Consider the following 12,848-nt stretch of genomic DNA (forward strand, 5'->3'; position numbering starts at 1 on the left):
TCATGTTTTACGCTTTCTCCCACAATTGTGTTGTAAAATTATATTGTTTTATTACTTTGGCGGGGTTGCCAACTGCTACCGAATAAGGCGGGATATCCCTTGTAACCACACTGCCGGCCCCAATAACCGAATGTTTACCTATAGTTACACCGGCGGTTACCACACAATTAGCGCCTATCCACACATTATCATCAATAGTAATTAGTTGGGTGGTTACTTTTTGATGGCGGGGCGGTATACTTACGTCCTGATATCCATGATTAAGGCCGGATATTACAACATGCTGCGCGGTCATGCTGAAATTGCCTATTTTAACCGGGCCAATTACTACCGTACCGATGCCAACGCCTGATCCTTCGCCGATAAATACATCGCCAACGCCGTTATTGATCACAGCGAAGTCTTCCACAATACTTTTTGCGCCAAGGGAAAACTTGTTAAACGGAAAAAGGTCCATCCGTGCATTAAACCTTACTACACTGTTTTTACCCCGGTCATGGAAAAAGCGGTTAAGTATCAGCCTAACCCAAAGCCTTGGCCTCGACTGTCCGGGCGGAATAAGCATCCAGTGGACTAATTTTTTTAATTTGGGATTTGATTTTATGGATGATACAAATGACATCTGCTTAATTAATTAGTATTGTCCCTATACTATTTTTTTTAATTGCTCCTGCTCCTGGTTGTCAAGGCGCTTGCATACTACAAGGATGGATATGGCCAGGTAGAACAGGATGTTTGACGGGTATTGAACGATAGCTTGCTGCGGAAAGTTACCAATATTGAACGCGAACAAGATTAGCAACATAGCCAGGCAGTAGTTTTTAAGTTCGGGATTTTTGATACTGAAGTAAAAGTTTATCCCCGTTTTAAGCACTACAAAAAACAGTGTGCAAAATAAGATGAGCCCGATCCAGCCCATTTCAACAGCTACGCGCACATAACCGCTGTCTGGAGGGAATTTGGCTAACATGGAGTTTGGTGAAAACTTACGGCCCCAAACGCCTACAGAACCTAAGCCGCCACCAATAGGGTGGGAAAGGATATAAGGCTTGATCCTCCTTTGATTTTCAGCACGGACGTTGTAAGATGCGTCATCGGATGGGTTAAAAGCTGTTTGAAACCGCTTGATCAATGGGTTGGAGGTCGGCATTACTATCAAAATGCCGAGCATGCCTCCTGCCACAAGTGTGAAAAATAAAACCCGTTTGTTGAAGTTTAAAACGGCCAGCATGGAAAGCGCTCCTGGTACCAATACATAGGCAGCCCTTGTACCGGAATAGAGCATAACATATAAGAAGAAAGCAGCTATAAAGCCCAGTAATACTTTGCGTTTAACAGGTAAATTGCCCATGATAAGCACAACACAGAGCAATGCGCCTATAACCATGTTGTATGAAAATGTAACAGGGTCAGAGAAGATGGCAAATTTACGCATATGACCGTTGATGAACAACAAGCTTACACGGGTAGGATCAGAATACAGGTATCGGCGCTCGAATGAAAAAAAACCTATATTTTCTTGTTGAAAAGCAGAAATTCCCGCCAGTATATCCAGCAATAACCAAAGCTTTAAAAGCGTTTTTATAAACTTTATCGTGCGGATCTGGTAAACAAAAACAAAGTACATCAGCATAATGAAACCCACAGTCCGAACGGTATAAATCCAGGCCAGCCGCGATGCGGCTACTGGGTTTACAAACTCAAACATATTGTAAGCCAGCCATACCAATATCATGTAGCTGATAGGATTTTTAAAATAGGTCCAGTTTTGTTCGGTGCGCTGTTTTATAAAAAAACCAAGGATAAGCAGATAGGTGGTTACATCCATCAATGTACCGATGGGTACTCCGCTTGGTAATAATTCAGCAATGTAACTGATGAAAAATGCACCTATGATCAGCGCGCAAATTCCAAATTCGGGATAAACGGTAATGGCAAATACAATAGGTAAACCTATAGTTATCGCTAAAACAGCACCTACCCCTATAAATCCAAGCTTATAGGTTAAAAAACTTATCACAAGTGAGATAATCAGCAGAAAAAACAGGGCAAACGGATGCGAAAACTTTTGAATCAGAAGCGCTTTCCAAAAGTTTTGCTTAATTTCAGTATTACCTGTTGGTTCATTGCGCATGAAGTAGTAACTCTTTTTATAAATTTACAGGAACAAGATCTTCACAGCCCATACAAATACACTGATAAACGCAAATACTATAGCCGCTTTGCGTGTTTTTTTTTGAAGCGGACTTAAATCTCCAAACGGATCCTTTTTGGGTTTGGGAGGGTCAATTCTCATTTTAAGTAGCATTAAGTGTATGAACCGGTGTTTTGTGTTTCGTTCAATTAAGAGCGTTTTTCTTTTTTCTGATCGTATTCGGTTTTATTGAGTACCCAGCCGGCGAACTTGTTTTCGAGCCCTTTTAAATAGGTTATGTGCTGTTTCTGAATATTGTTTATTTTCCTGTTGGCTTCAAATACAGCTATTGTTTTATTTGCAAACAATAACCATTCTTTGGATTTATTAAGCGCGGTAAGCGGGGCAGTATCAATGATCACTATATCGTATTTAGTCCGCAGCTCGTCAAATTTGCTCTTAACAAAGCCTTCGCTGGCAATTTCAAGCAGGGTTACGTCACCTCCGCGATTGCCTAAAACAGTAGTGTTTAAGCTGCTGAGTTCGGGTTGGCCAAATTGGCTATTTTTAAAATAATCTTCAAGATATACCTGCGGCTGAGCAGTATTACTGATCGTGGCGTTATTGAAGTTGCCATCAATTAACAACACTCTTTTATTGATCATGGAGTAAGAGTACGCCAGGCTTATCGCCAGCAGTGTTTTACCTTCGCCAGGCTCAATGCTTGTTATGGCTAAAATTTTTTCACCTTTTAATTCCTGGTCAATCTCAAACCGTATAGAGCGCAACAGCTCCTTAAAGGTTTTCATTTTTTCACGGTGCTCAACATCCCAAAGTTTGCGCAGATCGAGATTTTCGCCGCTGATCTTGTTTAGATAGCCTAATAATGGCAGCTGGGTTTTATTAACCAGTTCGGTAGGGCTTTTAATGGTATCATCGATGTAAAATAATATAAACAGCCAGAAGAGACAGGCAAATAAACTGCCCATGCCGCTTAATATAATAAGCAGCATTTTTTTTGAAGGTTGGGCCACGTCCGGCTGGGCCATCTCAATCTGCACCAGTTTTATTGAAATGCTTGAACGCAGGTTAGTTTCATTGTATTTGTTCAATACATCAAGGTATTCTTTACCTGCAATATCAATATCAAAATAAAGGGTTTTTACTTTCGCATCAAACGGAACCAGGCGGGAGAATTTAGCATTAAGGTTTGTGAGCTCGTCATTTATTGATTTAACGCTGTATTTAGCCAGATCGCGGGAAATCTCAAGACCAAGCTTTTGTTTAACCTGATCCTCTTTGCTCACAAGCGGATTGGTAATGTATTTATCAGATGTTAAATTTATCTGATTTGAGAGCTGTTGCTGTAACGAATCAAGAGATTCTTTATATTTATTATTAAACCCGCTGCGTACATACTGATCTTCGAGTATATGCAATTGGTCCTGAGTGGAAATGATAGCCTGGTTGTATTTGTTGGTTATCGACTCAACATATTTCCTTTCATCGGGTGAGAACTTTTGGACGATAGCATCAATGGCGCCCTGATTGGATATTACATCCTTTTCGGCCTGCAATTTTCTGTCATTGTAAGTCATGATCTGGCTAAAAATCGCTTTTGACTGCTCATCCAGGTTTAATACTCCGTTTTGAATTTTATACTGCTGTAATTCGCTGGTTTTTTCACTCAGCGCCTTACGTTTGGTATCTAACAGATTTGATAAAAAGTTTACTGCATTTGATTCATTTTGCTTTACGCTTTGGGTATAATAGTCGATAAACTGTTTGCATAATGTATTCACTACAAACGCCGAAAGCTGAGGGTTTTCTGAATTAAAACTTACAGAAATAAAATCACTGCTTTCTTCACGGTAAATTAGCAGGTCTTTTACGATGTTACGCTCATCGTATTTCATTGACCTGAGCAAACCAATAAGTGAGTTCTCGGTTTTATCATAAACAGATAACGGTTGAAGGGTGGCAAATTTCTTTTTAAAAATCGCTAATACGTTATCCTTTTCATAAGGCCGCAATTCAAGTAATTCCTTACTTTGTTTACGAAAGGGATAAGGATCGCTCAGGTCATGGATCATGAGCGAATAAGAAACCTGGTCAATAAGTTTCTTTAGCTTCATGATCGCCATGAGGTTACTGAATTCGCGGTAAACCTGTTGCTCTTGTACGTTCGTTGTCGGATCCTGATCAAGAAGGTGGCTGGACGCGTCAACTATGCCGGTGGCTATTTCCGCATGCGACTGGTAATTATCAGGTAAGTTTTTTACCAGGAAAAAAGAAGTGATTACTGCTACAAGCGGTATTATTATCAGTACAGTTCTGTATTTCTTTAGCAGATTGAAAAAATTGCCTATCTCCATCTTTTACTTAACGTCTTCTAATTTAGTACCCAATAATTCTTCAAGATTGGTCTTGGCTGTAAATGTCGATAATTCAGCTTGTACTTTAAAGGCGTTTTGGCTGTATAAGGTGGTAAGCTGTTCATTATAGATCTGAAAAGTTGTTTCGCCTTTTTGAAACGCGTATTTTAATTGCTTAACAGCACTTTCGGCATCAATTACGGCATTTGCCCGCAGCCTTAGTTCGGCCTGTGCTGCCAGATAAGCAAAGTAATAGCGTTTAACCTGGGCTTCAAGGCTTAACATATACTCGGCCTGTTGAAACTCTGCTGCTTTATAAATTTCTTTCGTTTGCCTGATAACTCCCGGCCTCGAAAACAGGTGCCCTATGTTTAGCGAAAGGCTTATTTGATAACCTTTAAATATGGTTGGCTGCGAAATGTTGATAGATGTTTGCGGACTATAAATGTAAGATGCAGTTAAACCATCAAGCCATGAAAACACGGCTGAGTTATAAACGGCTTTGGCTGCATTAACCTGGCTTTGACGGGATTTTACTTCAGGGTAATTCTTTTTAGCAGTTGCAATCAGTTTTTCAAGAAAAGGATAGTTAATGTCACTTATAAATGAAGTTTGCTGCGCATGTACGCTGCTGGTAAATAAAAGAGCAATTATGAAAAGATAAAGGGGCTTTAGTTTCAGGGGCATATAGTTATACTTTTTCTTTTTGGAATAATGCGGGTACTGTACCGGCAATAATTTTTAAATCTAACCAAATAGAATATTTCTGGGCATAAAAATTATCTAATTTTTTCCTTTCACGTTCAGACATGTCTTCCTTACCGCGCTTGCTGATCTGCCATAAGCCCGTTAAACCGGCAGGGCCAAGAAAACGCATCGACCACTCGTTAGAGGTAAGCATCTCGGCCTCATATAAAGGCAACGGCCTGTTACCAACTACCGACATATCGCCCCGTAGTATATTGAATAATTGCGGTAATTCATCAAGACTTGAATTGCGTAAGAAATTACCCAGCTTAGTAATACGCGGATCATTCTTGATTTTAACAAAGGCAACTTTATTGTCACCACCTTCGGCGGCATATTGATTATTTTCGGCAGATAACTTGGCCAGCAGTTGGTCTGCATCTGTACGCATCGACCTGAACTTATAAAAATCAAATACTTTATAACCTGTACCTACGCGTTTGCTTTTGTAAAATACAGGACCTTTTGAGTCCAGCTTAATCAAAATAGCAACTATTAGCATAACAGGGGATAATACAAACATCATACCGCCCGAAATTACCAGGTCGATGAGGCGCTTACCTGCCGGCATTTTATAAGTCGTATCAACTACTTTTGAAAGCTCAAGCAATTTTGGCTTTATCAGTTTAAAGCGTACTAAAAAGTTAAGCCTTTCGCGCAGGTCACTTATGGCAAACGGTTCGCCATAAAAGTCATGCACCTTTAATTTAATGGCTTTTTGCCTTAAAGTTTTATCATTTTGTGATGAAAGGAGCACAATAATTAAACCATTGAGAAGAAAGCTTTGCTTAACTTCTTCAACCATTTTAATCCATTTACCTTCAGCATCAACTTCAACCAAAATAATATCAGGAACGGATAAAATAGATTGCTCGCCTAAATAATCATTCAACTGGTCAATAGAGTTGTTGTAAGCAATTTTAAAGCCTTCATTTAGTCCAGCCGAAATCATTTCCTTAAACTCGGTGCCGGCATAGGCTATCCTGATATTAGAACCTGAACTTTCGTTCCAATCAGATGTTTGGTGATTCATAAACTTGTAAAACTTGATTAATAGCTGTTTTTAATGCAGTTGGGTTAAACGGCTTGTGAATGTAAGCATCAACCTTAAAGGGCATGTTGCTTACCTGGGCATCAAGATCATGGGCGGCCGATAGCAATATAACAGGTATTTCACGATAAAAGCCACTAATCTTTACGTTCTTAATAAAAGACTGGCCGTCAAAATAAGGCATCTGGAGGTCGGATATAATCAATTCGGGCATGTTGCCGTCTTCGAGCCAGCTGAAAGCTTCGATGCCATTATTTTTAACTACAATATCATATTCTTTTGACAGAATGAAGTTGAGCAGTTTTAGGATACTCAAGTCATCATCAACTATAAGTAGCGTTCTTTTCATGCTTAATTAATGGGGATTATTTATAAAAGAGAAGCAAATGTTTTGTTAATCAGTTTGTTGTATGTTATTATTATTTATTGTAAATGCTGATATGTTAAAAAAAATATAAATTTAATAAATGTTATTAATGAAAAGGAAATGGTTTATTAGCCGTTTTTAACTAACAGCTAAATATAAAATAAATAGCCTTACAATTAGCGTGTTTTGTTTTTCACTGTAATTGCATGCAAAAAACATTCCTCAAATAAAAAAAACAGCCGAAATCAAAGGCTTAGTAGGCTTTTATACGGTTAATATATAAAATGGTTGTGAAAAATTGCGATATTAACAGAAAGTTAATAACCGTCGAGGAATTTATTCCCACGGCGGGTAGCTGTAATTCCCCAAAATGGGATTTAATTTATACCGGGTATAGGTATTTATAGCGCTACTTTTCTATCACGGATAAAAAATTTCCGGCGGGGTCTTTAAACCAGGCTATTTTGGGCCCCCCATCAAGAAAAAGGCCTTTTTCGTTTGTCTTAAAATTCTCCTGGTTATAAATCTCAAACTTAACACCGCGTGCGCTGAGTTCATCAACTGTTTTTTCCACATCATCAACCGGGAAATTCAAGATGGTGAAGGTAGCCGGGGTATGGTTGGGTTTAGTGTATATTAATATGGGGGTGCTCCCTGTAATATTAAGGTTAAGTAAGCCTTGCATTTCGGGTACATCACTTACATCTAACCCAAGTACATCAGCATAAAACGCCCTGGCTTTAGCTGTATCATCTACCGAAAATCCGCTGAATGCTTTGCTGTCTTTTAACATGATAGTTGACTTTATGTTATTGATACTACCTTGCTTTTTAATAATTTGTTTTGTAAAAGTGAGTTTAGCCTTCCAAAACTTCGGCCCGGCAACCTAACTCATTTAAAAAATTGATGAGCGAGTGGGCGCATAATGTGCCGCTATCGCACTGTACCCGCAAAATCCGGTCACAATCATCAAGATCGAAATTGGCTTTATGGTTGCCAAACGTGCTATGGATGGCATTCAAAAGCATATTAGCCTGGCGGCGTTTATTTACATTGGTTTTAAAAACTTCTACTATCATAAGCCTGTTTTGGTGTGTACCTAAAACTTTTGGTTGAACAATAGAAATGTTTGATTTTTTAGGGACGGTGTTTGGTTCACCAGCCCCTAAAGAATCAATAAATTATTATTTGGTGGCGTTAGGATTGTATGTGATCATCCAGTTTATGCCAAACCTGTCGGTAAGCCAGCCAAAATAATCGCCCCAAAACTCATCATGCATAGGCGAAACAGCGTTACCGCCTTCGGCTAAACCGCTATACAGTTTGTCTGCCTCCTCTCTTGATTCGGCACTTATGGTGAGCGAGAAGTTATTACCCATAGTTACGAATGGCATACCTCCCGCGCCAATCGCATCCGTACCCATCAGCATGCTGCCATTAGCAAGGGGGAGTGCAATATGCATAAGCTTATCCTGGTCTTTTTCGGGTGTATTGGCAGCCGCAGGCGAGTCTTTAAAACGCATAACAATTGCAAACTCACCACCGAATACTGACTTGTAGTGGTTAAAAGCTTCTTCGGTATTACCGTTAAAGTTTAAATAAGGATTGATAGCTAACATGATGTGATGTTTTTTGTAGATTTATAATTGAGTGATTTTATAAAAGTAAAATTAAGTCTTGTACCCTAACATAGGAGGGGGGTATCAAGACATGTTAAGGGGTTAATTGCGACATTGTTTCATCGCAAAACACACAGATGGATCAATAAAGAGGGTATTGCCGGCTTTAGCTATTATCCGCCGGCACTCCGTCCGAAACAAATTTATATAGGTATGGTGCCTTATGCGCGCCGCCAGTCCATTTTTTTGCCACCCGCTCCAAAATACCCAGCCCCAGCATTTTACGCTGAAAAGCAGCGCGGATCAGCGTTTTGTTAAGAATGGTTTCGTAGAGCGATTGCAGGTCGCCCATGGTAAATTCCTCGGTCATGAGGTTAAAACCTATCAGCTTTTGGTCAAGCTCATTCTGCAGGGTTTCCAGCGCTTTATTAATAATTTGCTGATGGTCCTGCATCAGCGCAGGCAGTTCATTCAGGCTGTACCAGTCGCAGCTATCAGATATTTCATCGGGTGTTGGGATAGCCTTGGTAAAATCAACCAGCGCATAGTATCCCACCGAAATAAAACGCTTTAATAACCAGTGATCAGCGGGTGGGTTATAGCCACGGGCCTGCATAATGGCCTTAAGCGGCCCGGGATCATACCGGCTGTAATTGCCAAAAACATAAAACTGTTCCAGGTAGATGTTGGTTAAGGCTGTTCGGCTTTGAAGTACCCGCCGCGCCGCTTCGTTCACATCCTCATTATCATGAATAAAGCCGCCGGGAAGCGCATATAGCCCGGTATTTTTATAAGCCAGCAGCAATACCTTTAATTGGTTGTCATGAAAACCAAAAATAACTGTATCTATAGCAAGACCTGGTAGAAAACCCTCGCCCGCGATGTTATTTTCCAGTTGGTAAAACTCTTTATTCATGTATCGTAATAAAACAAAGGCACAAGTAAATAAAAAAAATTGATAGCTATCGAAAAATAATTTATTATTGTAACAAATTGATACAATAAGGATCGAATTCAAAAAATCTCCATCAATTAAACCTGACTAACCAAATACCAGTAATGAAGAAATCAATTTTAGTAATGCTGTTGCTTGCACAAGTTGCCTCGGTAAAAGTAATGGCGCAGCTATCGGCAAACAAAATCACCGTTGAGAACGGTGCGCTTGAGGGCACTCGCGAAGCATCAAACGTATTAAGTTTTAAAGGTATTCCTTTTGCACAGCCGCCCGTGGGCGATTTGCGCTGGAAGGAGCCTCAGCCCGCCAAAAACTGGGAGGGTACATTAAAGGCCGATCATTTTGGCCATAACCCCATGCAGAAGCCCATTTTTGGTGATATGGGTTTTCGTTCGTCAGGTATGAGCGAAGATTGTTTATACCTTAACGTATGGACACCTGCAAAATCAGCCAAAGAGAAGCTGCCTGTATTGGTTTATTTTTACGGTGGGGGCTTAATGGCCGGCGATGGTTCTGAATCGCGCTATGATGGTGAAAGCATGGCTAAAAAAGGTATTGTAGCTTTAACTGTTAATTACAGACTTGGTGTATTTGGCTTTTTTTCGCATCCCGAATTAACTAAAGAATCACCTAACCATTCGTCGGGCAACTATGGGTACCTTGATCAGCACCTGGCCTTGCTTTGGGTACAAAAAAATATAGCTGCCTTTGGCGGCGATCCCAAACGTGTTACCATTGCGGGTGAATCGGCAGGGTCTATCTCCGTATCGGTACAAATGGCTTCACCTTTATCAAGAGACCTGATCGCGGGTGCTATCGGCGAGAGTGGCGCGGGTATCAAACCAACACTTTTCCCTATACCATTGGCTGACGCTGAACAAAACGGCCTCAAGTTTGCTGCTAACGAGAAAACCAATACCCTGGCCGATCTCCGGGCCATACCCGCCGAACAATTGTTGAACGATGCTTTTAAACCCGGTACGCCGCCAATGTCGGCCACTATTGATAATTACCTGCTGCCAAAATCGTTGCCTGAGATCTTTATGGGGGGCGAACAAGCCAAAGTTCCTTTGTTAGTGGGCTGGAACTCGGCCGAAGTACCATTCCAGTTCATGATGCGCGGCGATGCGCCAACGCTTGAAAATTATACCAAAACGCTGAAACAATTATATGGTGACAGGGCAGAGGAAGCATTGAAACTGTACCCGGCTGCTAATGACGGGGAAGTGATCAAAGTTGCAACCGACTTGTCGAGCGACCGGTTTATCGTATACAGCACCTGGAAATGGGCCGACTTGCAGGTACAAACAGGAGGGAAGCCGGTTTATCGTTACCTGTTTTCACGGGTTCGCCCGGCCATGGTGGCTTCTATGGGGAATGCCACCCCGGGGCTTGCCGGCGGTGTGGTTAAGGGCGATGCCGCAAAACCGGCCCCGAAAATGCCGCCACCTGTGGGTGCTGCCCATGCTTCAGAAATTGAATATGCCATGGGAAACCTGGTAGGGAACAAAACCTATGCCTGGACACCCGATGATTTCAAAGTATCCGAAACCATGGAAAACTATTTTGCCAACTTTATAAAAACTGGCAACCCTAACGGCGCAGGCTTGCCAAAATGGTCGGCAATTAAGGATAACAATCATGTTAAATTTATGAATATTGACGTTAAAAGCGAGGAGATGCCGGAGGTTAACCGGGCGCGCTACCTGTTTTTGGATAAAGATTACATGAAATAAGAAATAAGATTTTTTCAGACCAATGGGCTGGCTCCTGTGATTTTTCGCAGGGGCCTTTTTTGTGGATCAATATCATTACATTTATATAATGAAATTTTGTCCGGTAAAAAGCGTGTTATCCAAATGGTTGTTAACAGCTATGGTAATGCTTTGCTTTTTTACTTTTTCAGGGCTTACTGCCCAAACTGCAGATAAGGTAGCTCTATCTGATACAACTTTAGTTGTCAGTTTTGTAAACAGGGTCTCAAAATCATTATCATATAAAGCTGCTCTTAAAACGGCTAAGCGGAATAATCGTTCAACTTTTATTTCCGGGGATAGCTGTCCTGCTGCGTTAAGCTTTTTGCATAGCAGGAAAGCCGATGTCAACATTAAACAAACTTCGAAATTGTTTATACCCGGCAGACTCAACAAACAGACTCTTTTCAATAAAGATTTCAATCCGGATTTAGGCGATGCCGATAATTCCCTCATAGGATAATTCTTCCTTACTGATTACCCAATGTGGTAATCATTCCCATAAATTATTTAGGAACAAACCTAAAAGGATAATACCTGTCGTTTATTTTCTGAGATCGAAATGAAAAGACTTAAAAAGTTCATAAGGCTTTGCGGGCTTATATTGTTTATGGCATTGGCCACTGCCGGGATAGGTATATTGGGCGTAGCGCCCACTTTAACTAAAGACAGAAAGCTGTTTGTTGATACGCACCCCAAGACAGAATTGGCAGAAAAAGCCGAAACCGACTAACGCATAGCAGATAACTTATTTTAACACGAAGTTGATAGCGGCATGAATAACTTGTTAATAGTTATCTTTGCCCTATGAACTACTTTGAATTTTACGGCATCCCTGAATCTTTTAAGGTTGACCAGGCGCTGCTTAAGAAAAAGTTTTACGAGCTGAGCAAGCTTTACCATCCCGATTTTTATGCCAATGAGGATGAAACCAGGCAGCAGGAAATCCTGGAGCTATCTACCCTAAATAACAAGGCTTACCATGCGCTTGGTGACCCGGCAAAGCGCATGGAATACATTTTAAAACTACATGACCTGGTATCTGAAGGGTCAAAACCCCAATTGCCTGCAGATTTTTTAATGGAAATGATGGATATTAATGAACGCCTTATGGAGGTTGATGATGCAACGCACCTGGCTGCCATAACCGCAGAAACACTTGCTATTGAAGGTGATATGAATGACGAGCTGGCGAAGCTGACCGAAGATTATGAACACTTGGACGATACCGCGAAGGAAAGCCGCCTGATAGAAATTGCAAATATTTACTATAAACAAAAATATCTGTTGCGAATTAAGGAGAGTTTATCTACATTTGCAGCCCGCTTGTAAGGAAAGACACTTACAACATGCCCAGCTGGCGGAATTGGTAGACGCGCTGGTCTCAAACACCTGTGGGAAACCGTGCCGGTTCGACTCCGGCGCTGGGTACAACCCTCTCTAAACACTTTAGAGAGGGTTTTTAATTTTAGCTGATTTTTAAATCTTTGTTTCTGGGCTGTAATGCCACATTTTCGGTTCGACTCCGACTGGGTCAACCCAGCCAGACATAATAGTTATCCTTATAGTTTTTTTAATGTAAGGCGTTAAAAACCTGCTTATTACTAATAATTTCAATAAAAGCAATTGGTTCGACCTATTATAAAAATATCATTTCAGGCCTTTTCAGAAATCTTATTTTCTCTCTTTTGTTGTGCAACAGCTATTCGGGCAAAATCATAGCTAAGATTTAATATTATCTGCGCTTCCTCTAAAATTACAATTGTACCATGCTCTTTAAGTATTCTAACAGCATCTTCTGGCTTAACTTTACGCTTTTTATTGATATCCATGATAATTAATACAT

At 40.7% G+C, this 12,848-nt stretch carries 16 protein-coding genes and 1 tRNA gene; 4 read left to right on the plus strand and 13 right to left on the minus strand.

Features of this window, described 5'->3' with window-relative positions; translation table 11 throughout:
• Positions 1-7: 7 nt before the first annotated feature.
• The 11 genes from BLP33_RS27770 to BLP33_RS03925 all read right to left on the minus strand — a co-directional run bounded on the left by BLP33_RS27770 (position 8) and on the right by BLP33_RS03925 (position 9,209).
• A complete protein-coding gene (locus BLP33_RS27770; protein ID WP_090525054.1) occupies positions 8-622 on the minus strand; it encodes an acyltransferase in 615 nt (204 codons plus the stop codon).
• Between the two features lie 24 nt (positions 623-646).
• The gene (locus BLP33_RS03885; RefSeq protein WP_090525056.1) at positions 647-2,134 is read right to left on the minus strand and encodes an O-antigen ligase family protein; all 1,488 of its coding nucleotides are present in this window, start codon (positions 2,132-2,134) and stop codon (positions 647-649) included.
• A 24-nt stretch (positions 2,135-2,158) separates the two neighbouring features.
• Positions 2,159-2,296: a hypothetical protein gene (locus BLP33_RS27360; protein ID WP_175489921.1), complete on the minus strand. Its 138-nt coding sequence runs from the start codon at positions 2,294-2,296 to the stop codon at positions 2,159-2,161.
• Between the two features lie 47 nt (positions 2,297-2,343).
• Entirely contained in the window at positions 2,344-4,509 is a 2,166-nt protein-coding gene (locus BLP33_RS03890) for an exopolysaccharide transport family protein (protein WP_090525058.1), read from the minus strand.
• Positions 4,510-4,512: 3 nt separating this feature from the next.
• Positions 4,513-5,196, minus strand: a complete 684-nt coding sequence (locus tag BLP33_RS03895; protein ID WP_139159922.1) for a TolC family protein — start codon at positions 5,194-5,196, stop codon at positions 4,513-4,515.
• Between the two features lie 4 nt (positions 5,197-5,200).
• Positions 5,201-6,289 carry a sugar transferase gene (locus tag BLP33_RS03900; RefSeq protein ID WP_090525061.1) on the minus strand — a complete coding sequence of 363 codons (1,089 nt, stop codon included), beginning with the start codon at positions 6,287-6,289 and terminating at the stop codon, positions 5,201-5,203.
• Positions 6,270-6,656, minus strand: coding sequence for a response regulator (locus tag BLP33_RS03905; protein ID WP_090525064.1), 387 nt, complete (start codon positions 6,654-6,656; stop codon positions 6,270-6,272). Before BLP33_RS03905 ends, BLP33_RS03900 begins: the two co-directional genes overlap by 20 nt.
• A 427-nt stretch (positions 6,657-7,083) precedes the next feature.
• Positions 7,084-7,467: a VOC family protein gene (locus BLP33_RS03910; RefSeq protein WP_090525066.1), complete on the minus strand. Its 384-nt coding sequence runs from the start codon at positions 7,465-7,467 to the stop codon at positions 7,084-7,086.
• 64 nt (positions 7,468-7,531) lie between these two features.
• Complete coding sequence (locus tag BLP33_RS03915) at positions 7,532-7,753, minus strand: hypothetical protein (protein WP_090525068.1); 222 nt, start codon at positions 7,751-7,753, stop codon at positions 7,532-7,534.
• A 105-nt stretch (positions 7,754-7,858) separates the two neighbouring features.
• Positions 7,859-8,293, minus strand: coding sequence for a VOC family protein (locus BLP33_RS03920; RefSeq protein ID WP_090525070.1), 435 nt, complete (start codon positions 8,291-8,293; stop codon positions 7,859-7,861).
• Positions 8,294-8,459: 166 nt separating this feature from the next.
• Complete coding sequence (locus BLP33_RS03925; protein WP_090525072.1) at positions 8,460-9,209, minus strand: NUDIX hydrolase; 750 nt, start codon at positions 9,207-9,209, stop codon at positions 8,460-8,462.
• A 143-nt stretch (positions 9,210-9,352) separates the two neighbouring features.
• Between BLP33_RS03925 and BLP33_RS03930 the strand changes: the two genes are divergently transcribed.
• Positions 9,353-10,984: a carboxylesterase/lipase family protein gene (locus BLP33_RS03930; RefSeq protein ID WP_090525074.1), complete on the plus strand. Its 1,632-nt coding sequence runs from the start codon at positions 9,353-9,355 to the stop codon at positions 10,982-10,984.
• An 81-nt stretch (positions 10,985-11,065) separates the two neighbouring features.
• Here BLP33_RS03930 and BLP33_RS03935 read toward each other — a convergent pair whose 3' ends face one another.
• A complete protein-coding gene (locus BLP33_RS03935) occupies positions 11,066-11,356 on the minus strand; it encodes a hypothetical protein (RefSeq protein WP_090525077.1) in 291 nt (96 codons plus the stop codon).
• A 208-nt stretch (positions 11,357-11,564) separates the two neighbouring features.
• Here BLP33_RS03935 and BLP33_RS27365 point away from each other — a divergent pair, with 208 nt between their 5' ends.
• The 3 genes from BLP33_RS27365 (at position 11,565) to BLP33_RS03945 (ending at position 12,433) form a co-directional block, all read left to right on the plus strand.
• The gene (locus BLP33_RS27365) at positions 11,565-11,735 is read left to right on the plus strand and encodes a hypothetical protein (RefSeq protein ID WP_175489922.1); all 171 of its coding nucleotides are present in this window, start codon (positions 11,565-11,567) and stop codon (positions 11,733-11,735) included.
• Between the two features lie 74 nt (positions 11,736-11,809).
• Entirely contained in the window at positions 11,810-12,334 is a 525-nt protein-coding gene (hscB, locus tag BLP33_RS03940) for a Fe-S protein assembly co-chaperone HscB (RefSeq protein ID WP_090525079.1), read from the plus strand.
• A gap of 19 nt (positions 12,335-12,353) precedes the next feature.
• Positions 12,354-12,433 (plus strand) — tRNA-Leu (locus BLP33_RS03945).
• A 224-nt stretch (positions 12,434-12,657) separates the two neighbouring features.
• On the opposite strand, the gene BLP33_RS27370 is transcribed toward BLP33_RS03945, so the two are convergent.
• A complete protein-coding gene (locus BLP33_RS27370) occupies positions 12,658-12,834 on the minus strand; it encodes a hypothetical protein (protein ID WP_175489923.1) in 177 nt (58 codons plus the stop codon).
• Between the last annotated feature and the right edge of the window lie 14 nt (positions 12,835-12,848).

This window comes from Mucilaginibacter sp. NFR10, from assembly GCF_900100445.1.
GTDB classification, from domain to species: Bacteria; Bacteroidota; Bacteroidia; order Sphingobacteriales; family Sphingobacteriaceae; genus Mucilaginibacter; species Mucilaginibacter rubeus.

What these genes read in the sequence shown, in the direction of transcription:
- BLP33_RS27770 (WP_090525054.1), bottom strand. Translation starts at nt 622, where the DNA reads ATGTCATTTGTATCATCCATAAAATCAAATCCCAAATTAAAAAAATTA.
- BLP33_RS03885 (WP_090525056.1), bottom strand. Translation starts at nt 2,134, where the DNA reads ATGCGCAATGAACCAACAGGTAATACTGAAATTAAGCAAAACTTTTGG.
- BLP33_RS27360 (WP_175489921.1), bottom strand. Translation starts at nt 2,296, where the DNA reads ATGAGAATTGACCCTCCCAAACCCAAAAAGGATCCGTTTGGAGATTTA.
- BLP33_RS03890 (WP_090525058.1), bottom strand. Translation starts at nt 4,509, where the DNA reads ATGGAGATAGGCAATTTTTTCAATCTGCTAAAGAAATACAGAACTGTA.
- BLP33_RS03895 (WP_139159922.1), bottom strand. Translation starts at nt 5,196, where the DNA reads ATGCCCCTGAAACTAAAGCCCCTTTATCTTTTCATAATTGCTCTTTTA.
- BLP33_RS03900 (WP_090525061.1), bottom strand. Translation starts at nt 6,289, where the DNA reads ATGAATCACCAAACATCTGATTGGAACGAAAGTTCAGGTTCTAATATC.
- BLP33_RS03905 (WP_090525064.1), bottom strand. Translation starts at nt 6,656, where the DNA reads ATGAAAAGAACGCTACTTATAGTTGATGATGACTTGAGTATCCTAAAA.
- BLP33_RS03910 (WP_090525066.1), bottom strand. Translation starts at nt 7,467, where the DNA reads ATGTTAAAAGACAGCAAAGCATTCAGCGGATTTTCGGTAGATGATACA.
- BLP33_RS03915 (WP_090525068.1), bottom strand. Translation starts at nt 7,753, where the DNA reads ATGATAGTAGAAGTTTTTAAAACCAATGTAAATAAACGCCGCCAGGCT.
- BLP33_RS03920 (WP_090525070.1), bottom strand. Translation starts at nt 8,293, where the DNA reads ATGTTAGCTATCAATCCTTATTTAAACTTTAACGGTAATACCGAAGAA.
- BLP33_RS03925 (WP_090525072.1), bottom strand. Translation starts at nt 9,209, where the DNA reads ATGAATAAAGAGTTTTACCAACTGGAAAATAACATCGCGGGCGAGGGT.
- BLP33_RS03930 (WP_090525074.1), top strand. Translation starts at nt 9,353, where the DNA reads ATGAAGAAATCAATTTTAGTAATGCTGTTGCTTGCACAAGTTGCCTCG.
- BLP33_RS03935 (WP_090525077.1), bottom strand. Translation starts at nt 11,356, where the DNA reads ATGTTGACATCGGCTTTCCTGCTATGCAAAAAGCTTAACGCAGCAGGA.
- BLP33_RS27365 (WP_175489922.1), top strand. Translation starts at nt 11,565, where the DNA reads ATGAAAAGACTTAAAAAGTTCATAAGGCTTTGCGGGCTTATATTGTTT.
- hscB (WP_090525079.1), top strand. Translation starts at nt 11,810, where the DNA reads ATGAACTACTTTGAATTTTACGGCATCCCTGAATCTTTTAAGGTTGAC.
- BLP33_RS27370 (WP_175489923.1), bottom strand. Translation starts at nt 12,834, where the DNA reads ATGGATATCAATAAAAAGCGTAAAGTTAAGCCAGAAGATGCTGTTAGA.